Genomic DNA, 22,388 nt, shown 5'->3' with positions numbered 1-22,388 from the left:
TAAATTTGTTTCGATATATATCAAATCATATTTTAATATAAAACTTTTCAAAAAGCAATCTATTTTTATAGTTATAGAATTAAATGTATAAAATATATATAGATATATATTGAAATAATAACTCCCGTGGTATAGAATAATGATATAAATCATAGGGGGGAAGAAGATGAAAGATATAAATTGGTTAAAGGAAAATTATTTGAATTTCTTAAGAGAAAAACAAGAGAATTTTAAAAGGAGTATAGAGGATTTACAAAAACAGGAATGTGTAGATGAGGCTAATTTAGAAAAAGTAAGACTAAGTATAGTTGAAATATTTTATAAGATGTTTAACATTAGTCTCAGCGATAATCCGATGGCTCTAAGAGAAAGGTATCTAGGTTTTTTTGATAAGATAACAGAGCCTTGGCATATAAATAAAGAAAAGGCCTTAGAATTTGAAAAAGAAAAGGAAGTAATAATTGAAGACATAAAAATACAAGAAGCAGAAGAATTGAAGAATCGATTTAAAGAATATTATAATCAGTTAGATATTAATTAGGAGTGATAGAGTTGAACTCATTAGAGATTTTTAAATGTTTAGCGGATAATTCAAGATTAAGAATTATAAATAATTTAATGATAGAACCTATGTATGTAGAATTGCTAGCTGAGAGATTAGATTTATCTACTTCTACAGTATCTTTTCATCTTAAAAAGTTAATGGAGGCTAATATAGTATCATGTAAAAAGGAACAATACTATGCAATTTATAGTTTAAATGAAAAGATATTTTCAATGAATCTTAAAGATCTAATAAAAGATAATAGAAATGAAGAAGAAATGTTAAATCAAAGAGAACAAAAATATAAAGGAAAAGTAATAGAATCATTTTTCAAATATAATAAGTTAAAGGAAATACCAGTACAGAAAAAGAAAAAGCAAATTATTTTAGAGAAAATAGTAGAAAGCTTTGAAAGGGATAGAACTTATACAGAAAAAGAAGTTAATCTAATAATTGCAGACTTTCATGATGATTTTTGTACCATAAGGAGAGATTTAGTAGGGTTCAATCTTATGGAAAGAAAGGATGGAATATATAAAAGAATATAGCTAGAGGAAATTTCATAGTATTCTCATAAACATATAAGAAATAGAATTCATTATGGTATAATGTGGTTAATATATTAACAGGGGGGATGTGAATATGGAACCAATAATAACCATAAGAAGTCTAAGAAAAAGCTATGGAAGTAAAGAGGTATTAAGAGATATTAACCTAGATGTACATAAGGGAGAAATTATAGGGTATATAGGGCCAAATGGAGCAGGAAAGAGTACTACAGTGAAGATTATGTTAGGTTTAGTTGGAGATTATTCCGGGGAGATAAAGATATTTGGAAAAGATATAAGAAATGGTGAAGTAGAATATAAAAAGAAAATTGGATATGTACCAGAGACAGCTGAGATTTATGAAAATCTTACAGCAAGAGAGTATCTCACTTTTATTGGAGAACTTTATGGTATGGAATATGAAGCAGCAAATAAAAAAGCTGAGAAGCTAATGGATTTATTTGGGATTAAAAATGTTTATGATGCTAGAATCAGTTCTTATTCTAAGGGAATGAAGCAGAAAACCCTTGTAATATCAGCTTTAATCAATGATCCTGATATTCTATTCCTAGATGAACCTTTAAGTGGAATGGATGCAAACAGTGTTATGGTATTTAAAGAAGTACTAGCAGAATTGGCTAGAAGAGGAAAGACTATTTTTTATTCTTCTCATATCATGGAAGTAGTGGAAAAGATTAGCAGTAGGATAATACTTATAAACAATGGAGAAATAGTAGCAGATGGTAGCTTCGATGATTTAAAAGATAGAACCATGGATAGCTCATTAGAGGAGATTTTCAATCAATTAACAGGATTCAATGAGCATGAGAAAATGGCTAAGGAAATAGTAGCTACCATAGAAGAGGTGATGTAGATGAAGGATTTTAAAGTGTTAAAATTCTTGGATTTCTTCAAGAATTTATTTGAAAAAATAGGTGTAGATTATCCTATGATGCGAAAGATACTTAATGTAAAGCTAATATTAGATGGAAGAAGAGTATCTACTGTTTTGAGTAATCAAAGTAACAAGAAAAAAGCAAAAGAAGCTGATGATAAGAATAATTTCTTAAAATCTTTATGGATATATATTCTAATGGGAGCTTTTTTAATTGTATTTATAGTAGTTGGAAAAAATTTTTTGTTCCAAATGAGTTTTATATTTGGAATAACTATGTTTTTATTAATGACTTCTTTAATAGCAGATTTTAGCTCAGTATTGTTAGATGTTAAAGATAAGGAAATATTACTTTCAAAACCCGTAGATAGTAAAACCTTAAATATGGCTAAGATATTACATATATTTATGTATATTGCAACAATCACTATGGCTATTGCTGGACCTTCACTTATTGTATCTATAAAAAAGCATGGATTGACTTTCTTTTTTATATACTTATTAGAAGTTATTTTGATTGCACTATTTATAATTATACTTACTGCCCTTATTTACCTTGTGATTCTCAGATTTTCTAGCGGTGAAAAGTTAAAAGATATTATAAATTATGTTCAAATAGGACTAACTATAATTATGTCCCTAGGATATCAGATGATAGGTAGGCTTTTTAATATTATAGATATAAATAATATGGAATATAATCCTAGCCTATGGAAGTATTTTTTTCCACCATTATGGTTTGCCGCGCCATTTGAGTTAATATTAAATGGTAATCATGAGAGTTATATTATAATCTACTCTATACTTGGAATCTTAATCCCAATTTTATCTATAGTGATTTATATAAAATTAATACCGACATTCGAAAGAAATTTACTGAAACTAAATAGTACAGAAGGTCAAACTAAAGATAAAAATAAGGCCAATATTTTTATGTCAAAGATATTGTGTAGAAATAAAGAAGAGAGAGTCTTTTATAAGTTTGCCACTAATATGTTGAAAAATGAAAGAACATTTAAGCTAAAGGTTTATCCAAGTTTAGGAATGTCTATTATATTCCCATTCTTTATGATGCTTAGCATGAATCGGAGGGAGTTCTTAAATGTTTCTAATACAAAGAATTATTTATGGTTTTATATAGTATTTATGATGATTCCTACTGTATTAGGAGCATTAGGTTATTCTGGAAATTATAAAGGTGCTTGGATATATCAAACTATACCCATAAAAGATAAGTCTGCTATTTATAAGGGTACTGTTAAAGCTGCAATTATAAATTTATTCCTACCAGTATTTATTTTAGTCAGTTTAATATTTTTAATTATATATAAGATGCAGATAGTTGAACATGTTATAGTAGCTGGAATAAATATGTTACTTTATATTATTATTGAATTTAAGATACTAGATAATAATTTGCCATTTTCCAAAGCCTTTGAAGTAACAGAAAATCCTGCTGGCGGGGGTAACATATTAGTAGGTCTATTTATAATGGGTTTATTTGCATTAGGACATTATATGTTAACTATAATTCCTTATGGTGTATATGTTTATATTCCAATTGGACTAATAGTGAGTAAAATAGCTTGGGGTAAATGTATTGCTTAAGAAGAAGGATGATATATTGCTATATACGTCATATGTTTACTATACATTGATTGTTGTTGAACATATGGATAATGTAATTCTTGTTGTAAATGTTCATTTACCATGAGATAGTATTATAACAAAATAAGAATATTATAGTAAACATCATTCAATTTCAATTAATTGATTTCACTAGTGGAGAGCAGTTCACTTATAAAATTATTTATATAATATGATGACAAGGAAGATAATAATGGTTTATTTAAATACTTTTACATTTCCAAATGGGGATATAGAATTTGACTTTTTGATTAATATAAAAAGAACGTGCTATGATTCTTTTTATCCATTTAAGATACTATCAAAAAATGGTCTTGAAAGAGTTGATTTTGAGCCGATAACGATTTTCTATGGTGGGAATGGCTCAGGAAAATCAACAGCATTAAATGTGATAGCAGAAAAGACAGGGATCAATCGTGACTCTATCTATAATAAATCTAATTTTTATACAGACTATGTCAGTATGTGTACAATGGAACTTGGAACTGATATTTCTGAAAAAAGTAGAATTATTACCAGTGATGATGTATTTGATTATATGTTTAACATCCGCAACCTCAACGAAGGAATTGACCAAAAACGGGAAGAACTTTTTGAAGAATATTTGGATGCTAAGTATTCTCATTTTCAAATGAAGTCTATAGCAGATTACGAGCAGCTTAAAAAGGCAAATTTTGCTAGAAGCAAAACGCAGTCACGTTTTGTGAGGAATGAATTGATGGATAATGTACGAAAGTATTCAAATGGTGAAAGTGCCTTTCTATATTTTACAGAAAAAATTGAGGAAAATGGACTTTATTTATTAGATGAGCCTGAAAACAGCCTTTTTCCAAAACGTCAGATGAAATTAATGAAGTTTATCGAGGATTCTGCACGATTTTTTGACTGCCAGTTTATTATATCAACACATTCTCCATTTTTCCTTGCTATGCATGGAGCAAAAATATATAATCTTGATGAAAATCCAATTCAGGTGAAAAGATGGACAGAATTAGAAAATCTACGTATATATTATGAATTTTTTAAAAAATATGAAAGCGAATTTGGGGTATAGATTATAATCATAATCTGAAGAGGTGAGGGTGCTTTCATGAACTTATTTAATTACCCCTTAGTAAGGACTTATCTTCTGCATTCTTATGCTTAAATATGCTAAATCAACTAATAAGAGAATTAAATCAACAGACACTTAATAGTCTTTTAACATTTAATGCTTTATAATCAAGATATCCTAGGTAATTAAAAAGATTATACGGGGAGGATAGATATGAAGATCTTGTATATTATGGGATTATAAATTCATAAGTTTTTAGAGTTTTAGTGAACAATATAAGCTACAAGACAATTTAATTGCAAATATCAGCATATCATTGATCTGAATCAAATTTTCCTATTTAATGTAGTCTATTCATTATTTTAGCATTATTCGACAAAATGCAACAGAATATATCTAAAGATGTCGAAAAATATCCAAAAATATCGGATTAAATTCATTGAATATATCCCTAGTTAATTATATAATTTAGATGATTCACAATGAATTAGATGGATATGAGCATAATTAATAAAATTTTAACATAGAACTTTTAATAATGAACATCAAATATATATTCATCTAGAAAGGATAGAAATTAATCATTTTCAGCTTGGAAATTGAAAATTTAAAAGAATTAAGTCAAAAAATGGCATATCAAGGCTAAGGGTTGATAATTCTAACCTAAAAACTAAAGAGCTAAATGTATATAGGCTTATGAAACTTTTTTAAACTTAGATAGAAATCTAATTTTATCTTTTTGATTATCAGCAATAGTTTTAAGAGCCAGAGATAAAAGTGTAAAATGACCTAAAGTATTTAAATTAGAAATAGAATTAATGTTACGTACCGTAGATTTTTCAAGATTAAGACTGTTTTATTTTGTAATTATACTTTTTAGATTCAGTTCTTAAAGCATAAATTTTTTAAGAAAGATAGATTTTTGATTTATAGAAGCCGGATAATTAGTATCTATTGTAATACAGCTGGTGCATTTTCTATTTTTCTTACCATTAAAATATCTAGGATGTTTACAAGAGAATAAAGAATCACCTTTCTTAGTTCTAAAAGGACAGCAAAACTTTTGCTTAATATAAGAATCAAAATATTGTTTACTATCCTTGTGCATAGCGAGCTTTGCTAATGGCATTAGAATCACTTAGCATTTTCTTTTCCTTAGAGCTACAAGGACTAAGTGGGATGAAGGCATGACCATCAAGGTCATAACGAATAAAATTATGAATGTATTTAGTATCATAGGCTTTATCGCCAATAAAATAAGTTTCATTAAGAGAAAACCACGGATTAACCTTTTTAAGAAAATCAATCACCATAGAAGATTCGGCGATTTCAGTAGTTGTTGTAATTTCAGCAATAGGAATACCAGAAATAACATCAGTTAGAATAATATTCTTGTAACCCCAATAAAATTTATATTTCTTTTCATTATGAGAATTAGATGAAGTATAAATACCTAATTTGCAATCTAGATCAGATTTAGGATGGTTGTCTTTCTTAAATTTATTGATAGTGAAAGACTTAGAATTATTTTGTTTAGTATTAGCAAATATCTGAGTTGCATCACATGAAACAAAAGAATTATCGATAAATTCAAGTTGTTGAAGTTTTAATACTTGAGATTTTATAATTTATTTTAAGGATTCATTGTCTATATATTTAATAAACCTTTGAAAGACAGAATAAGAAGGCAAGGATCTAAAAGGCTTAAAATCACATAGATAGGCAATATAATGGTTGGTATCAAGGAAACTAAGTAATTCAGTAACCTTAAATTTTGTTTTACTATTAGATTTAGATGCAAACAAATAGATATTGTTAAAGATTAATTGACGTTCATATAAAGGCTTTTGCATCCTTAATATAATATTTGGTCGTACTTATATTATTCGACATAGAGAGGCAAAAATCCTTTTGGAAATATAAATATTTTGAGTGATAAGGAAAGGTTACTGTTTAAAATACAGTGATTCAAAGCGTTATAAGTTATGGTTAACGCTAAAGGTAACTATAATAATGGAGGTGGTAGTTATGAAAATTTATTATTCGAAAAATATTTCATGGCAATTAATAGATAATCAGATATTTATAATTGATGAAGTTACTAAAAAAGAATTTACTTTGAAAGAAATTGGAAAAGAGTTTTGGATATTGATTAAATCTCATAACTTGTATAAAGAAATAGTGGAAATATTAAGTGAACAATATGATGTGGCAAACGATATTATTACAAGTGATTTGAAAGAGTTTGTAGAAGATTTAATTTCAAAAAAATTGCTAACAAAAGGAGAAGATTGTTATGAGTCATGATATTTTAAACATTTCATTAGAAGAAATTTCTATCGACAAAAACATTCCTTTACATGCAACTATTGAATTATTAACAGAGTGCAATTGGAAGTGTAAACACTGTTATATACCTGAGCATAATGACAGTGGATTGAATATTGAAACGATAACAAAATTACTTAATGATTTACGAGAGCTAGGAACATTTGATGTTACTTTTACGGGTGGAGAGATTTTCTTTAGGCAAGATGTCCTTGAAATTATTGAAATTGCTAGAAGTTTAAACTTTAGAGTAAATTTACTCAGTAACGCTTCTATGTTAAATAAAGAAAAAGTTGAGAAATTAGCTAATTTATACATTGCTGAATTTTCAACTACTATATTTTCATTAAATAGTTTAATACATGATTCTATAACGGGAATATCTGGTTCTTTAGAAAAAGTACTAAATAATATTTTTTTAATGGACAAGTATAATATTCCCATAGAAATCAAAACACCATTAATGAAAGAGAATAGTTGTGAATATAAAGAGTTAAAATCATTTTGTGATAAAAATAATTTTAAATATCAAGTAACAACTGCAATCAGTTCCAAAAACAATGGAGATATATCACCTGTGTCATTAAGGATTGACAATAATGATTATGCTAAAATCATTAAGGATATTGATAGAATGCAAGATATTGGTGAATCTAAAAAAATAAAACCACTTTTTGATTTTGATGATTACTTGTGTAAACCAATAATTAACAATATTTACATAGATTGTAAAGGTAATGTATATCCTTGCAATTCATTTTTGTGCAAAGTTGGTAATATTTTCGATAGTTCAATTTCAGATATTTGGAATAACTCTGAAGAATTAAAAAAAATTAAAAGAATGAAGAAAAAAGATTTACCTGAATGTGTTAATTGTGATTTAATAGATTTTTGTGGTAGATGTCCTGGATTAGCATTATCAGAGGACAAGACGTTATATGGATGTTCATCAGTTGATAGACAGATAGCAATTGCTAGAAAACAGAATTCACAACAACTATAAATTTCATGGTGCTAAAAAAATTTGCTATAAGTTTTCAAATTTAAATTAGATTACTTCTGTATTAGATAAATTATGTAAGACTTGTAGGGGTCAAACAATCAGCTAATTGATGCTATAATTTTGAAAGTTCATTTTTAATATCTAAGACAACCCTTTGGAACATAAAAATTAAGAAAAAATTTATCTGTAGATATTTTGGATTAGCATTATCAGAGGATAAGAGTTTATATGGATGTGCACAGTTGATAGACGTTTAGGAATATCTAGACAAAACAATTTACAACAATTAAAGTTTCATGATTATTAAAAAAATAAATTTTATTAAGATATTTTAAACTTGAGTATATTGTTTTATAATGATAGCTTTTTTAAAAGTTAAACATATCATTTTAAAGCGGTATTCAAGTTTATATATAATAAGTAATTTGAAAAGAGGTGAAAAATAATGAACTACACTAAACCAGTTGTTGCTGAAATAACGACTTTTGGTGAACCTCCTAATAGAGGGTGTGCACCATGCAGAGGTAAATAAAGATAGCAATAAAAAAATTAAGTAATATTATTTTATTTAAAAACACCTAATTTCAAATTAGGTGTTTTTAATAAAATAATATTGGATATATAAAGAATTAAATTTCTAGTTTGTATACATATTTTTTATCAATAACGATTTAGTAAATATCTCCTTGAGAGCTGTTACTTTTAAATAAAAGGTAGGATGGTAATCAGGGCTTTTTAAAATATATAATCGATTTGATGAAGTTGTATTTCTGTGATATTTTAAATTTATGGTAAAAACATTATATGATTTAGTTGGATTTATTTAACAATATAAACGATAAATATAGCTAAACTGTGGGGGAAGATGTATGATAATTGAAAATAGAAAATACAAGGTAATTGATTATATTCGAATACCTTTAAAAATTGCACCTATGCCTGTGATATGCATGGTGTTATTACGATTTTTTGTTGCTGCTATTCCTAGTCTTCTGGTGTTGGCAACAACTTCATTTGTAGATACAGCCATTGATATTTTTTCAAATGGTAGAGTAATTAGAATTTATTCGCCTTTATTTGCAATTATGGGACTTATTGGATTTTCTTGGATTTCCTCAATATTGTTAGCATTTGTGAACTTAAGACTCGATTTACGAATGAACGAAGTGATGCGACTAGCTGTAGTAAAAAAAAGGAGTCGTTTAGCATATAAGCATATTGAAAATAATGAGACATGGGAATTAATTACAAGAATAGGCAAGGGTCCTTCTGAGCAAATGATAAAAGGATTGAATAATATCCTAAATATCATGGAGTATATAGTAGAAATCACAAGTATTCTATTATTAATTGCTGCACATGTATGGTGGGTATCTATCGCCATTGTAGGAATTTCAGTTCCATTATTCGCACTGGCATTTAAGAGTGGTAAAGTTGATTATGAGGCATTTACAGATGCAGAAAAGTATAGAAGAAGGGCAGATTATTTAAAAGAGGTTCTTTCGTCTAGAGAAAATATTGAAGAACGCGCTTTATTTGGGTATACGAAGGCTATAAATAAAGTCTGGTTTGATAGGTATGAAATCGCACGTAAAATTGAATACGAGGCTGATAAAAAGATATTTATTAGAACGAAAACAGCAAGTATCATAACAACATTTTTATCAATGGTAATTGCATTAGTATTGATTGTACCTGCAGGAAATAGAGTAATCACAGTTGGCTTATATATAAGTTTAGTTACTGCTGCTTTTAATCTTGTGCAAAAGATGTCATGGGAGTTATCTTTTGCAATGAAGGAATATTCTAAAAATAAAATGTATTTAATAGATTTCTCCTTGTTTTCAAGGCTTGAAGAAACTCAAGGTTCAGATGAACTTCCGGATATATCTATACAGGAAATGCCTTATGAGAGCTTAGAATTTATTAATGTACATTTCACTTATCCAGGAACGGATAGAAAGATTCTAAATGGTCTTTCTATGAGGTTAGAGAAAGGTAAAGCGTATGCCTTTGTTGGGAAAAATGGTGCTGGCAAAACGACTATAACAAAGTTACTTACAGGGCTATATGATAATTATGAGGGTAAGATACTAATTAATGGGAAAGATTTAAGAAACTTTACACAAGAACAGTTAAAAGCATATTTCTCTGTGGTATTTCAGGATTTTGCAAAGTATTACGTGACGATTAAGGATAATGTGATTTTAGGTAATTGTGGAGAAAATCATAAGATTGATGAACAAAAAACTTTAGTGGAAAATGCTCTGGACAGTATGGATATGACGGAATCTATTAAAAAGATGCCAAAAGGTATTGATACACCGTTAGGCAAATTAATGAAAGATGGAATAGATTTATCTGGAGGTCAATGGCAAAGGGTTGCTATCGCCAGAAATCTGATAAGTAAGGCGCCTATACATATTCTTGACGAGCCTACTGCATCACTTGATCCAATTAGTGAAAGTAAAGTATACGAATTATTTAGAAAAGTAAGTAAAGGAAAATCAACAATTCTAATTACTCATAGACTAGGTGCTGCAAGAATTGCTGATCAAATATTGGTAGTAGATGACGGGGTTGTTGCTGAATGTGGTAGCCATGATGAATTACTTCAAAAAAACGGTATCTATTCTAATATGTTTAAGGCACAAAGGAGTTGGTATGATGAATAAGGAGCATGTACAAAAGAATATAACAATATGGACTATGTTTAGAAAAGTTTTTCCTCAGATCGTATCCGTTTCACCTAGGCTAGTTACGTTTAACTATATACTCTTTGCTTTTAATGGAGTGTCCATTGCAGCATCAACATTTGGGATGCAGGTATTATTTGATAAGGTAGCTGATTTATCAAATGATAAAGGTACAATAAAAAGTGCTATTTTTGCACTGCTATTTCTGTTTTCAATAAAAGTATTTGAACAAATTACAAATGGACTTGCTAATTTTATAGCTGAGACTTATGATCCTAAAGTACGAGGACAACTTACTAGCACTGTAAATTTGAAAATGAACAAACTAGACCCCATTTGCTTTGAAAATAATGAAATTTTAGATCATATTAATAAATCTTATTCTGGAATAGACTTTGCTATAAATCTTATAAATACAATTATGGATGTAATGTTATTTTATTTCCCATATTTTCTTTTCATGGGCACATATCTATTTTTATTAAAACCGGTGTTAGTAGTATCGTTACTTGTAGTTTTTTTACCTGTTATGTTTACACAGTTCATACGTGTAAAGGTGTTTTCAAAACTGGAAGATAAATCGGCGCCCCTTAGAAGAAAAGGTGAATATTATGAAAATTGTCTGTCGGGTAGGAAGTATGTAAAGGAAACACGTATCTTAGGTGCATGTCCGTATTTTATGGAATTGTTAAAACAAACATTGGTACAGATTAACCACTTGAAGTGGAAGGCGGATATGAAGGTTAATTTGATAGAGCTTAGTACTAAGTTGGCTACACTTATAGGATATATGGGTATTTTATGGATGCTTGTTGATGCATTGATGAATAACGAGATATCTGTAGGTGCTTTTGCTGCAGTTTTTGCTTCTATTGAAAGTATGTTTAATATGATGGAACAAGTTATATGTGGACGTCTAGGATATTATGCAAATAATTTTGGAAAAGTACAAAACTATTTAAGATTTCTAGAGCTTGAAGAAAGAGAAGGATGCGAAAAGGTACAGGAGGAAAGTTTTCATGGAGAGATTAGTTTAGAAAATGTTAGTTTCTCTTATCCTTGTTCCGATATAAATGCAGTGGAAAATGTGAATTTAACAATTCATAGAGGAGAAACAATTGCTGTAGTAGGAGAAAATGGAGCTGGCAAATCTACATTGATTCGTTTGATTACTGGATTGTATCTGCCGCAAAATGGAAGAGTTACGCATAACAATAAATCAACAAAGGAGATTACACCAAGAGTATTGTTTACAGGAATCACAGGTGTATTTCAGAATTTCCAGAGGTATCAGCTTGAGTTATCAGATAATATTACAATCAGTGATATGGAATCTGAGTCAAAAACACAACAAGATATAGATGTGGCTGTTGTGCAATCTGGACTTCGGTTAGATACTGATATTTTTCCAAATGGATATGAGACTATGCTATCTAGAGAGTTTGACGGTGTAGATTTGTCAGGTGGGGAATGGCAGAAAGTAGCAATTGCTAGAGGTGTTTATAGAGACCACGAATTAATAATATTAGATGAGCCTACTGCTGCAATTGACCCTGTAGAAGAGACGAAAATATATGAACGTTTTGCAAAAATCGCAAGGAATAAAACAGCCGTGATAATAACTCATCGATTAGGTTCAGTTAAATTTGCTGACAAAATTGTTGTTATGAAAGAAGGGAGAATTGTAGGGGTAGGAAGCCATGAAAAATTGCTTTTAAGTTGTCTGTTATATAAAAATATGTGGGAATCACAAGCACAATCTTATGCTACAGCTAATACAATATTGTAGTATGTTTTTATTAATGGAAAATTAATATAAAGATAGATTGCCAGTTGCCATTGGCAATGATCTTCTGGGATTATGAATCATTTCATCATCACCATTCACTAAAAAGACATGATGGAAGCCTTGATTACAGACTCTATTATAATCACCCTCATTGTAAGTGGTACGATTTGCAAAACTAGATCATCATATATTTGTGGTAAATATTTACACTATAAAATTCATTTTTAAAATGTGGACATTTAATATTACATTTTTTAAGTTCTTGTGTTTAATAGGTGAAATATTTTTGATTAAGTTATTCTATTTATTTTGAAATTTTTCAATTCTGAATTCACGGACAATGCATTTTTAAGACAATCAATGTTAAGAAATAGTTTTTGCGTTTATACCTTTTATAAATTTATGTTGTTAAAAGAATACTAATTTTTTATTATGATCTTTTAATTTGCATATTTCTATATTTGTTATGTTATTAAATGCCATACTTAACGTATGGCATTTTTATGTAATAAATAGACATTTGTCTATCTATTTTGCATATATAAAATAACAATAATTCTACTAAGGTTGTAAATGAAATCTAATTTCATTACAGCCTTTTAATTTTTTGTAGGAGGTGAGTTTATGCCAATATATTTTTAAAGAAGAGAAGAACAAAAAACAATAAAAAGGAGTCTTAATGTGATAAAAAAATGAGAATTGAAACAAGTAGATTAGTAATTAGACCGTATATCGAGAAGGACTTATTAGAATCTTTTGAATTAACGCAAAATAAACAGCTGTTCAAATATATGGATATGGAAGTTATGTCTTTTGAAGAATATAGAGGTTTATTTAAATGGTTGATTAATTCTTATGAAACTGGTTTTGAGGGAGATTTTAAATATTCTTTTGCAATCTTTTTAAAAGAGACAGGTAAATTTATTGGTTGGTGTGGAGTTGGAATTCTGGATTGCTTCTATCCAGAGAAGGAGATATATTATTTGATTGGGCAAGATTACTGGGGACATGGATATGCTACTGAAGCCATGACTGCATTGATTCACTATTGTTTTAATACAATAGGGCTTCAAAAAATTATTGCCTTAGCAAAACCAGAAAATATGGCCTCAAATAGAGTAATACAAAAGCTTGGATTTAAATTTCAGTACTTTGTTAGTGGTCTACCTGAAGAGTTTGATTTTTACAATGGAGAACCCTATTATTCTCTTACAAAAGAGGAATATTTAAAGATTAAAAAGTAGGTGTATTTAATAATAAGGGAGGAGTAATAATTATGTCTAAAAGTAAAATTACGAGTTATGAAGAGATAAGCTCAAAAAATGTCTTTACAATAGATTGTAAGGATATAGTATTAAGAGAATTTAGATTAGAGGATTTGGATGAGTTATATGATCTTACATTACAGCCTGAAATAACAGATTATTTACCTGATTGAAAATCAACAAAGGAACAGCGTAAGGAATGGTTAATAGATTTTCATATAAAAAGTAATAAAGAATTTTTAGAAACTGTTCCTAATATTCAGAACCAGTTACTATTTTTAGGTATCATATTAAAGGAAACGAATGAGTTTATTGGGTGGTGTTGTACAGGTTTAAAAGATGAATTGCCACCACCCAATAGAGAGATAGCCTATGCTATTTCAAAGAATTATAGATCTAAGGGATATACAACTCAGGCGGCACAAGGATTAATAAGGTGTTTATTTGAAAATACTAATATTGAGGTGCTAAACGCAATAGCGCTAACACATAATATACCTTCAAATAGAGTAATTCAAAAATGTGGATTTAGCTATATAAGTAGTATTGAGATTGAAAATGAAGAATTCCACTATTATAAACTTAGTAAAAGTGAATGGAGAAATAAGAATAAAGAATATTAATCAGATTAGCTTTTCTTAAATAATAAACTTTAAAGAAAAATAGAAGAATATTTATTGAAAAGAGATGATCTTACAGTCTTATTTATTACTCATAAAGTGAACGAAGATTTTACTAAATATTATGATGATATAATAAGATTTGAAGAAGGTAGATTAGTAGCTTTAAACATTAGCTAGAGAATGCTCCAGTCTTTATAGGCTGGAGCATTTCTTTAATATTCGAATAATTTTATATAACGAGTTACAACTATTATAACAGTTATGATACAATGAAATTATAAATAGGAAGGTAATTAGTGAGCCGAAAGGATGGTCCAATTGAAAAAGCGGATACATAAATTGATTGACAGAATTGATAGCCTGGAGAGAGTAAGAAAACTATATATTTTTTTACTTATCTTTTCCATAGCTTCTTTACTGGTTATTTTGAATTATTCTTACATATCTACATTTAAGGATGTAAAAGTATTATATGCCCAATATACTAAAGATCGCATTATAGATATAAAGAAGGATTTTCTTAGGGATTCAGTCAATAATATGATAAATAATATTGAGCAAACACAAGTTGAGATAATGGAAGTAAATAGAAATCGTATAAATAGAGCTACTAAAGTTATAGAAGAATATTATAGATCAGAAAAAGAAGATTTTTTAGAGAAAGTCATTGACTACTTTGATACAGGAACTATCAAAGAGGCTTTCGATATATTTATATTAGATAGATCTACAGATAAAATTTTATACCAGAATAATATAGGCCATATGGAGGATACAAGAGATGTCTATGATTATATTGATGATTTAAAGAAAAAGGCTATAACGTATAATGAAGATGATTATGGAAAATATTATATTTTTTATGGAGTTACTAAAGATTACATAAAACATGCAACTACAGAATCTATAAAGAAACGAATACATAGTGATAGCTTTGAAAATGATGCTTATATTTGGATTAATGAGATTGTGAATTATGATGGTGGAGACAATTATGCCATTCGCCTCATCCATCCAAACTTAAAAGACACAGAAGGTACGTATTTATCTACAAAGACTCAAGATATTGAAGGTAATTATCCTTACCTAACAGAACTCAACGGAATTAAAGAAAATGGGGAAATATATTTTACCTATTTTTTTAAAAAGAAAACACGTGACGAAGTTGCTGAAAAATTAACTTATGCAAAGTTATATAAAGAATATAATTGGATTATTGCAATGGGTGTTTATTTTGATGACATTCAACCTTATATAGATGAAATTTCTGAGGATGGTGATAAAGCTATTTCTAAAATGACTGCATTAGTAGGAGTTTTATCACTTGGATTGATCCTTATAGGAATTTTAATAGTATTAATTTTAGAACATTGGTATTATCAAAATTCTAATAAAGAATTAAGAGAAAAATTAAATATAGATGAACTCACTAAGGCTTTTAATAGGAGAGCTGCCACAAAAAAGCTGCAAGAAACATTTTATTTATTTAAAAGATATAATAATGTTTTTGCCGTTGTTATCTTTGATATAGATGATTTCAAAAAAATAAACGATAGTTACGGACATGATGTAGGGGATAGAGTTTTAAGAAATCTTGTAGAAATCATAAATAAATCTACAAGAAAAACAGATTTTCTTTGTAGATGGGGAGGAGAAGAATTCCTTCTTATTTGTGAAGGGCTGAAAGAAGAACATTTAGATTCATTTACAGATAAGATTTTAAGAGATATAGAAAATTTTGAGTATGAGGACCAAGGCGAAAAATACCATATAACTATCTCAATAGGTGCTTCTTATTTTAATAAAGATGATGAAGATTTTTCATCTGTAGTTAAAAGAGCAGATATGGCCTTATATAAATCTAAGAAAGAAGGAAAGAATAGAGCCACACTTGATATATGATAATATGATTAAAGAAGGATGTGACTAAATGGAATTACAAGGAAGATATAATATTGCCAAGATATTTACTGATAATCTTGAAGACGGAGCAAAGGAGCAAATACTTGATTTGTTAAATCAAGATTTCATCCAGGATTCAAAGGTTCGAATAATGCCAGATGTTCATCAAGGTATGGGTTGTGTAATTGGATTTACAGCTGATATGGGGGATAAGGTGATACCCAATATTGTTGGAGTTGATATAGGATGTGGAATGCTTACTGTAGAACTTAGAGATATAGACATAGACTTACCAAGGTTAGATGATATAATAAACAAAAAGATTCCTTCTGGAAAATCTACACATAATGAAAGAAAGTTTAAATTTGATAAATTAAAGGATTTGTATTGCCTTAGAGATTTGAAGGATACTAAAAGAATTGAAAGAAGTATAGGAACTCTCGGGGGTGGCAATCACTTTATTGAAATCGGAGTAGATAGCAACAACAATAAATATTTAGTAATCCATTCAGGCAGCAGAAACCTAGGTAAGCAAGTGGCAGAGATATATCAAAGACTAGCAATAGATTTATGTAGCGGCAAGGGTGATTATTTTATTAAAAGAGAAGAAATAATTGCTCGCTATAAAGCAGAAGGCAGAAGAAAAGAAATAAAGAAGGTTCTTGAAGAGTTAGAAAAGGACTATGCAGAACTTCAGCCTAAATATCCCAAGGCTTTGTGCTATTTAACTGGGGAGCATAGAGAAAAGTATTTAAATGATATGAGGATATGTCAAGAATATGCAAGTTTAAATCGTGAAGTAATGTCAGATATTATTCTTAAAAACTTACTTGGAAAAGAGCTAAGTGAATTTAACTATTTTGAGACTATTCATAACTATATTAATTTCAAGGATAATATCATTAGGAAGGGTGCCATAGCAGCCTATAAAGGTGAAAAAGTTCTAATTCCTATAAATATGAGAGATGGTTCCATAATCGCCATTGGAAAGGGTAATCCTGAATGGAATTATTCAGCTCCTCATGGAGCAGGAAGGCTTATGAGCAGAAATGTTGCAAAGGAGGCTGTCACTTTAGATGAGTTTAAAAAGAGTATGGAAGGAATTTATTCTACATCCATAAGTGAACATACTTTAGATGAATCACCATTTGCATATAAAGCGATTGAAGAAATATTAAATAATATTACTGAAACTGCTGAGGTCATTGACATAATAAAGCCAATTTATAATTTCAAAGCATAAGAATTAATAAAAGATATTTTTTCATTGACATATTTAATCCTCTGTGTTAATATCATTTTAACAATTTAATAGTATTGCTTATCAAGAGTTAGGGTAGAGAATTAGCTCTATGACCCTACGCCAACCTGCCATTTGGCAAGGTGGTTCTGCTAATGGCGATAAGAGAGATTTCATAGAAAATCGACCTTCTTAGCATTAGCTAAGAAGGTTTTTTAATTACAACTTAATATTTTCTTATCTAGAGAGGTGGAGGGACTGGCCCGATGAAACCCAGCAACAATTTTAAGCTATATAGTTTAAAAAATGTGCTAATTCCTGCGGTGAAAACTGAGAGATAAGAGGCGGAATCTATATCTTTTTGCATTATAAATCCCTTCTTATCTTAGAAAGGGATTTTTTAATTATAAAAAGGAGGATTAGAAAATGAAAAAAACTAGAATTAGTGATTTCCATGTTAACAACTGTCAGGGGAGAGTTTAGAACTTACATGCATGAGGAGGGATATTTAGTTCTGAGAATATTGGAGATATAATAAAAGCTTTTGAAATAGGATTAGGAGGGTAAGACATGGGATTAGTAATTGATATAAATATTTCAGCCATAGATTTACTTAGAAAGGAAAATATAGATATTAATTCTAAAAGTAAATCTGAAGATTTGCCAAAAGTATTAGTATTAAATTTAATGCCAAATAAATTAGATACGGAGTTTCAACTGTTAAAATTACTAGGAAACAGCTTTATAGATATACAGGTAGATTTTTTATATACAGAAACATATAGGTCTAAGAATACAAATCTAAGTTATCTAGAGAAAGTTTATAAAACATTAGGTGAAATAAAAAATATAAATTATGATGGAATGATAATAACTGGCACCCCTTTGGAATTTGTAGATTTTAATGAGATATCCTACTGGAAAGAGTTGAAAGCTATAATAGATTATTCTAATGAGTATATTAAGTCTACTATCTATCTATGTTGGGCAGCAGTAGCAGGATTATATCACAATTATAAGATACCTAGGCATACAACAGATAAAAAGGTAGCAGGGATATTCAGCCATGAGATTGTAAATATAAACTCCCCACTATTTGAGAGATGTGGAGAAAAGATACTTTCTCCGCATTCTAGGTATTTTGAGATTAAAGAAGAAGATATAAAAGATATAGAAGAATTAGAAGTTTTATCAAAATCAAATGATGCTGGGATATACATAGTAGCTGGAAGAAAAGGGAAACAGATATATATTACAGGCCATCCAGAGTATGATAGGTATACTTTATACAATGAATATAGAAGAGATAGAGATAAAGGATTATCACCAGATTTACCTAAGAATTATTTTCCTAATGATGATTTTACTCTAATACCTGAAAATACATGGAGCGGCTATTCGCAAATTTTAGTAGATAACTGGATAAGATATTATTTAATACAAAAGGAGGGGGAAAATTAATGTTGAATATTGGCTTATTAGGATTGGGAACAGTGGGAATAGGTATTGTACAGATACTAGAAGAAAGAAAGAAGTATCTAGAGAAGCTAATAAAACAAGAAATTAGCATATCTAAGATTTTGGTAAAGGATATAGATAAGAAGAGAGATATTGAAATAGATAAAGAGAAACTAACCACCGATATTTACGAAATAATTGAAGATGATAATATTGATATAATTATTGAAGTTTTGGGAGGTTTAGATAACCCATATTATTATATAAAAGAAGCATTAAATAAAGGGAAGGATGTAATAACAGCTAATAAAGCTGTGGTTGCAAAACATCTGGAAGAGTTAACAAATTTAGCGAAAGCAAAGAATAAATCTTTTTTATACGAAGCTAGTGTAGGTGGTGGCATCCCTATTATAAAACCATTAAAAGAGCAGGTAAATATAAACCAAATACAAGAAATAAGAGGCATATTAAATGGAACATCTAATTATATACTGACAAAGATGATATCAGAAAACTTGGATTTCCAGGAAGCATTAGAAACAAGTCAAAGGTTAGGGTATGCAGAGGCAAATCCTACTGATGATATTGAAGGTTATGATACTAGAAGAAAACTTAGGATTTTATCTACTATTGCATTTAAAGACAAGATAGGTGAAGAAGATATTTCATGTTATGGAATTAATAGTATAAACTTTAGTGATATAAAGAATATAAAATCAATGAGTTGTACAGTTAAGTTATTAGGTACAGCAATTGTAAATGATAATAAGTATTATGCTTCTGTGGAGCCAGTTATAATGAGCCAAAATTCTTATTTTAGTAAAGTTGATGATGCAAATAATTTGGTTTCTTTTATAGGAGATAATGTAGGAGAATTAAGATTCTTTGGAGAAGGTGCTGGAAGATTTCCTACAGCTAATGCAGTATTAAGTGATTTAATAGATATTACGTCCAATACCTATCAAAGAAATTGTTCTTTAGAAAATAGTGAGTTAAATAACATTAATCAATTATATCGAGGCAAATATTATATGAGAATTAATGTGAAGGAGGATACCAAGGTTAAAATAGAAAAATATATAATTGATAATGAAATTATAGAAGATATGATTGAAAAGAAGGATAGCATTGCATTTACCACTAAATTGATATCAAAAAAGAAATTAGAAAAATTAATTGATATATTTATGATAGATTCTAAGAATTATTTTGTGGCAAGGCTAGAAGTGTAAAAAAGGACGTGATTTCATGATTGTTCAGAAATATGGTGGTAGTTCAGTAGAAACCACTGAAAAGATTATTCAAGTTTCTAAAAAGATAATTGAAAGAAAGAAATCTACTAAGGACATTATAGTTGTAGTTTCAGCTATGGGAAAGAGTACAAATAGACTTATTGAGTTGGCTAAAGAAATAACTTTGAATCCATTGGATAGAGAGTTGGATGTTTTATTGTCAACAGGAGAGCAACAATCAATAGCTTTACTTTCCATTGCATTAAATAATTTAGGATGCAAAGCTGTTTCATTAACAGGAGTTCAAGGTAGAATAAATACTGTAGGAAACTATACTAGGGCAAGTATAGCAGGCATTGAGGACGATTTAATAAAAAAATATTTAGAAGAAGGAAATGTAGTAGTTATAGCAGGCTTTCAAGGAATTAATGAAAATGGAGATATCACAACATTAGGAAGAGGGGGCTCAGACACCACTGCTGTAGCATTAGCAGCTAAATTCAATTGTCCTTGTGAAATATATACAGATGTAGATGGCATATATTCTATTGATCCCAGAGTATATGAAAATGCCCTTAGAATACCAAAGATAGATTATGATATTGTCTTGGAGATGGCTAGATTAGGTGCTAAGGTAATTGACAAAAGAGCATTAGCATTGGGCAAAAAGTTTGAAGTGCCTATATATATTGGAAATAGTTTCAAAGATGAAATTGGAACAATGATAGGGAGTGATAAGATGGAGGAATTAAAAGTTCTATCACTAGTAGTGGACGATAGCCAAATAGAAGTAAAAATAAAGAATATTCCTAATAAAATAGATAAATTATCAAATGTATTTAAGATATTAGGTAGATATAATTTGGATATTGGAATGACAGAAAATAATTCAATAAATGAAGATTTAAATATTACTTTTACTTGCTCTAAAGAATACATGAGATTATTTTCCACCATAAGAAAGGAGATAGTAACTAATGTAGACAGATTTATAGAGGTGGAAGTTAATGATACTACGAGGATATCTATAGTCGGATCTGGAAGAATAAACCAAGCCAAGATCACATCACAGATATTTGATATGATAAAAGAAACCAGTATAAAATACAAGAAGTTATGTACATCGGAATTAAGTTTATCATATTTTTTCGAGGGCGGAGAGATAAAGGATTTAATTAATAGAATAGCACAGACTTTTAATTTATAATTATTTAATATCACTAGAAATTTTCATATATTTCCTCGACCCTATAGTATGTCGAAATATAGGGAAATAAATCAATTGTAAAGAAAACTTGTGATTGTTATAATTGTATCATACATTCAGAAAATAAAAACAATAGGATACCCTGATGCTATTGCTTTTATGGTCTTCTATAGGGGTCAGTTGTTTAGATAATAATACTTTATATAAGCTAAAGAAAAGGATATAAAAAATTCTTATTTTAAGATAATAGTGATAGAGTTTATATTTTAGCCCTCTTTTGCAGAACTGTTGAATTATTTAAAGATTTAATGATGTTCTGAATAAGAGGGCCTTATATATCTTTTTAGATAAAAAGGAGGGGATATAATGAATGATAACAGCTTAAATGAAACATTTTTGAAAAGAACATCCTACCAATATAATTTCAATGACTATATTGAAGAAACAATATACTATGGAATCGAAGAAATAGAATATAATTGCAAGGAAGATATGGTTAGAGAAAAGACTAAACGTATGGGCAAGGTAGATGGTGAAATTATTTATCAAAATATATATGACGAAAAATTCAATTTGATTGAAAAAAGACTTAATAGACATTTTACAGATATAGATGATGTTGTTGTGTATTTGTATGAAAACATATATGATGAGGAGAATAAACTAATAAAGACTATTGAAAAAGATGGAGAGGGAAATTTCCTTGGAGCCACTGTTTTTGAATATAGTAATGGACAATTGATTAAGAAAGAGACTAAATATAAAGAAGGGTTTTATAAGACAATTAGCTATTATTATGACGATGAAGGAAGATTATATGAACAAGCAATATCAAATTTGATGTTACCCCCTAAATCCGGACACGGATTCAGGGGGTATTATCATGTCTAAATATTCATTTGAGTTTAAGTTAAAATTAGTTAAAGAATACATGGAGGGAGAAACTGGTGGTTACAA

General features: G+C 28.9%; 19 protein-coding genes, 1 pseudogene and 2 riboswitches. Of the genes and pseudogenes, 19 read left to right on the top strand and 1 reads right to left on the bottom strand.

What is annotated here, in order from left to right; all coding sequences use genetic code 11:
* Nucleotides 1–166: 166 nt before the first annotated feature.
* The 5 genes from KQI38_RS01415 (at nt 167) to KQI38_RS01395 (ending at nt 4,688) form a co-directional block, all read left to right on the top strand.
* On the top strand, nt 167–541 hold the full coding sequence (locus KQI38_RS01415; protein WP_216554589.1) for a hypothetical protein: 375 nt from the start codon (nt 167–169) through the stop codon (nt 539–541).
* Between the two features lie 11 nt (nt 542–552).
* Entirely contained in the window at nt 553–1,092 is a 540-nt protein-coding gene (locus KQI38_RS01410; protein WP_216554587.1) for a DUF2087 domain-containing protein, read from the top strand.
* A gap of 94 nt (nt 1,093–1,186) precedes the next feature.
* Nucleotides 1,187–1,966, top strand: a complete 780-nt coding sequence (locus KQI38_RS01405; protein ID WP_216554572.1) for an ABC transporter ATP-binding protein — start codon at nt 1,187–1,189, stop codon at nt 1,964–1,966.
* Nucleotides 1,967–3,595 carry a hypothetical protein gene (locus KQI38_RS01400; protein ID WP_216554570.1) on the top strand — a complete coding sequence of 543 codons (1,629 nt, stop codon included), beginning with the start codon at nt 1,967–1,969 and terminating at the stop codon, nt 3,593–3,595.
* 214 nt (nt 3,596–3,809) lie between these two features.
* A complete protein-coding gene (locus KQI38_RS01395; RefSeq protein ID WP_246565507.1) occupies nt 3,810–4,688 on the top strand; it encodes an AAA family ATPase in 879 nt (292 codons plus the stop codon).
* 1,094 nt (nt 4,689–5,782) lie between these two features.
* Here KQI38_RS01395 and KQI38_RS21840 read toward each other — a convergent pair.
* A complete protein-coding gene (locus KQI38_RS21840; RefSeq protein ID WP_338114433.1) occupies nt 5,783–6,139 on the bottom strand; it encodes a transposase in 357 nt (118 codons plus the stop codon).
* A gap of 577 nt (nt 6,140–6,716) precedes the next feature.
* Here KQI38_RS21840 and KQI38_RS01385 point away from each other — a divergent pair.
* From KQI38_RS01385 to KQI38_RS01325, 14 genes and pseudogenes are all read left to right on the top strand, one after another.
* Nucleotides 6,717–6,995, top strand: coding sequence for a PqqD family protein (locus KQI38_RS01385; protein ID WP_216554568.1), 279 nt, complete (start codon nt 6,717–6,719; stop codon nt 6,993–6,995).
* A complete protein-coding gene (locus KQI38_RS01380; RefSeq protein WP_216554566.1) occupies nt 6,985–8,019 on the top strand; it encodes a radical SAM/SPASM domain-containing protein in 1,035 nt (344 codons plus the stop codon). The genes KQI38_RS01385 and KQI38_RS01380 overlap by 11 nt, the downstream gene beginning before the upstream one ends.
* 869 nt (nt 8,020–8,888) lie before the next feature.
* Entirely contained in the window at nt 8,889–10,694 is a 1,806-nt protein-coding gene (locus KQI38_RS01375; RefSeq protein ID WP_216554564.1) for an ABC transporter ATP-binding protein, read from the top strand.
* Entirely contained in the window at nt 10,687–12,504 is a 1,818-nt protein-coding gene (locus tag KQI38_RS01370) for an ABC transporter ATP-binding protein (RefSeq protein WP_216554562.1), read from the top strand. The genes KQI38_RS01375 and KQI38_RS01370 overlap by 8 nt, the downstream gene beginning before the upstream one ends.
* Nucleotides 12,505–13,196: 692 nt before the next feature.
* Nucleotides 13,197–13,748: a GNAT family N-acetyltransferase gene (locus tag KQI38_RS01365; RefSeq protein WP_216554560.1), complete on the top strand. Its 552-nt coding sequence runs from the start codon at nt 13,197–13,199 to the stop codon at nt 13,746–13,748.
* Nucleotides 13,749–13,780: 32 nt separating this feature from the next.
* Complete coding sequence (locus tag KQI38_RS01360; RefSeq protein WP_216554558.1) at nt 13,781–13,942, top strand: GNAT family N-acetyltransferase; 162 nt, start codon at nt 13,781–13,783, stop codon at nt 13,940–13,942.
* Between the two features lie 24 nt (nt 13,943–13,966).
* Nucleotides 13,967–14,392, top strand: a pseudogene (locus tag KQI38_RS01355) (GNAT family N-acetyltransferase); the annotation flags it as partial.
* 54 nt (nt 14,393–14,446) lie between these two features.
* Nucleotides 14,447–14,569, top strand: coding sequence for a hypothetical protein (locus KQI38_RS22205; protein ID WP_276515532.1), 123 nt, complete (start codon nt 14,447–14,449; stop codon nt 14,567–14,569).
* 141 nt (nt 14,570–14,710) lie between these two features.
* Complete coding sequence (locus KQI38_RS01350) at nt 14,711–16,294, top strand: sensor domain-containing diguanylate cyclase (RefSeq protein WP_216554555.1); 1,584 nt, start codon at nt 14,711–14,713, stop codon at nt 16,292–16,294.
* Between the two features lie 28 nt (nt 16,295–16,322).
* On the top strand, nt 16,323–17,537 hold the full coding sequence (locus KQI38_RS01345) for an RtcB family protein (RefSeq protein ID WP_216554553.1): 1,215 nt from the start codon (nt 16,323–16,325) through the stop codon (nt 17,535–17,537).
* 75 nt (nt 17,538–17,612) lie between these two features.
* Nucleotides 17,613–17,702, top strand: a riboswitch (SAM riboswitch).
* A 66-nt stretch (nt 17,703–17,768) separates the two neighbouring features.
* Nucleotides 17,769–17,878: riboswitch (SAM riboswitch) on the top strand.
* Between the two features lie 226 nt (nt 17,879–18,104).
* Nucleotides 18,105–18,995 (top strand): homoserine O-succinyltransferase, encoded by an 891-nt coding sequence (locus KQI38_RS01340; RefSeq protein ID WP_216554550.1) that lies wholly within the window; start codon nt 18,105–18,107, stop codon nt 18,993–18,995.
* On the top strand, nt 18,995–20,224 hold the full coding sequence (locus tag KQI38_RS01335; RefSeq protein ID WP_216554548.1) for a homoserine dehydrogenase: 1,230 nt from the start codon (nt 18,995–18,997) through the stop codon (nt 20,222–20,224). The genes KQI38_RS01340 and KQI38_RS01335 overlap by 1 nt, the downstream gene beginning before the upstream one ends.
* Before the next feature lie 16 nt (nt 20,225–20,240).
* On the top strand, nt 20,241–21,431 hold the full coding sequence (locus KQI38_RS01330) for an aspartate kinase (protein WP_216554546.1): 1,191 nt from the start codon (nt 20,241–20,243) through the stop codon (nt 21,429–21,431).
* 366 nt (nt 21,432–21,797) lie between these two features.
* Nucleotides 21,798–22,322 (top strand): hypothetical protein, encoded by a 525-nt coding sequence (locus tag KQI38_RS01325; protein ID WP_216554544.1) that lies wholly within the window; start codon nt 21,798–21,800, stop codon nt 22,320–22,322.
* Nucleotides 22,323–22,388: the final 66 nt, after the last annotated feature.

Source organism: Tissierella carlieri, assembly GCF_018917285.1.
In the GTDB taxonomy this organism is placed as follows: Bacteria; Bacillota; Clostridia; order Tissierellales; family Tissierellaceae; genus Tissierella; species Tissierella carlieri.
The sequence above is the reverse complement of the archived record's forward strand: the minus strand, read 5'-3'. Positions and strand labels throughout refer to the sequence as shown.

Bases quoted from the DNA above. Each gene is read 5' to 3' on its own strand.
- KQI38_RS01340 (WP_216554550.1), top strand. From the start codon at position 18,105: ATGGGATTAGTAATTGATATAAATATTTCAGCCATAGATTTACTTAGA.
- KQI38_RS01335 (WP_216554548.1), top strand. From the start codon at position 18,995: ATGTTGAATATTGGCTTATTAGGATTGGGAACAGTGGGAATAGGTATT.
- KQI38_RS01345 (WP_216554553.1), top strand. From the start codon at position 16,323: ATGGAATTACAAGGAAGATATAATATTGCCAAGATATTTACTGATAAT.
- KQI38_RS01385 (WP_216554568.1), top strand. From the start codon at position 6,717: ATGAAAATTTATTATTCGAAAAATATTTCATGGCAATTAATAGATAAT.
- KQI38_RS01375 (WP_216554564.1), top strand. From the start codon at position 8,889: ATGATAATTGAAAATAGAAAATACAAGGTAATTGATTATATTCGAATA.
- KQI38_RS01415 (WP_216554589.1), top strand. From the start codon at position 167: ATGAAAGATATAAATTGGTTAAAGGAAAATTATTTGAATTTCTTAAGA.
- KQI38_RS01400 (WP_216554570.1), top strand. From the start codon at position 1,967: ATGAAGGATTTTAAAGTGTTAAAATTCTTGGATTTCTTCAAGAATTTA.
- KQI38_RS01405 (WP_216554572.1), top strand. From the start codon at position 1,187: ATGGAACCAATAATAACCATAAGAAGTCTAAGAAAAAGCTATGGAAGT.
- KQI38_RS01370 (WP_216554562.1), top strand. From the start codon at position 10,687: ATGAATAAGGAGCATGTACAAAAGAATATAACAATATGGACTATGTTT.
- KQI38_RS01360 (WP_216554558.1), top strand. From the start codon at position 13,781: ATGTCTAAAAGTAAAATTACGAGTTATGAAGAGATAAGCTCAAAAAAT.
- KQI38_RS01395 (WP_246565507.1), top strand. From the start codon at position 3,810: ATGACAAGGAAGATAATAATGGTTTATTTAAATACTTTTACATTTCCA.
- KQI38_RS01365 (WP_216554560.1), top strand. From the start codon at position 13,197: ATGAGAATTGAAACAAGTAGATTAGTAATTAGACCGTATATCGAGAAG.
- KQI38_RS01325 (WP_216554544.1), top strand. From the start codon at position 21,798: ATGAATGATAACAGCTTAAATGAAACATTTTTGAAAAGAACATCCTAC.
- KQI38_RS01330 (WP_216554546.1), top strand. From the start codon at position 20,241: ATGATTGTTCAGAAATATGGTGGTAGTTCAGTAGAAACCACTGAAAAG.
- KQI38_RS01380 (WP_216554566.1), top strand. From the start codon at position 6,985: ATGAGTCATGATATTTTAAACATTTCATTAGAAGAAATTTCTATCGAC.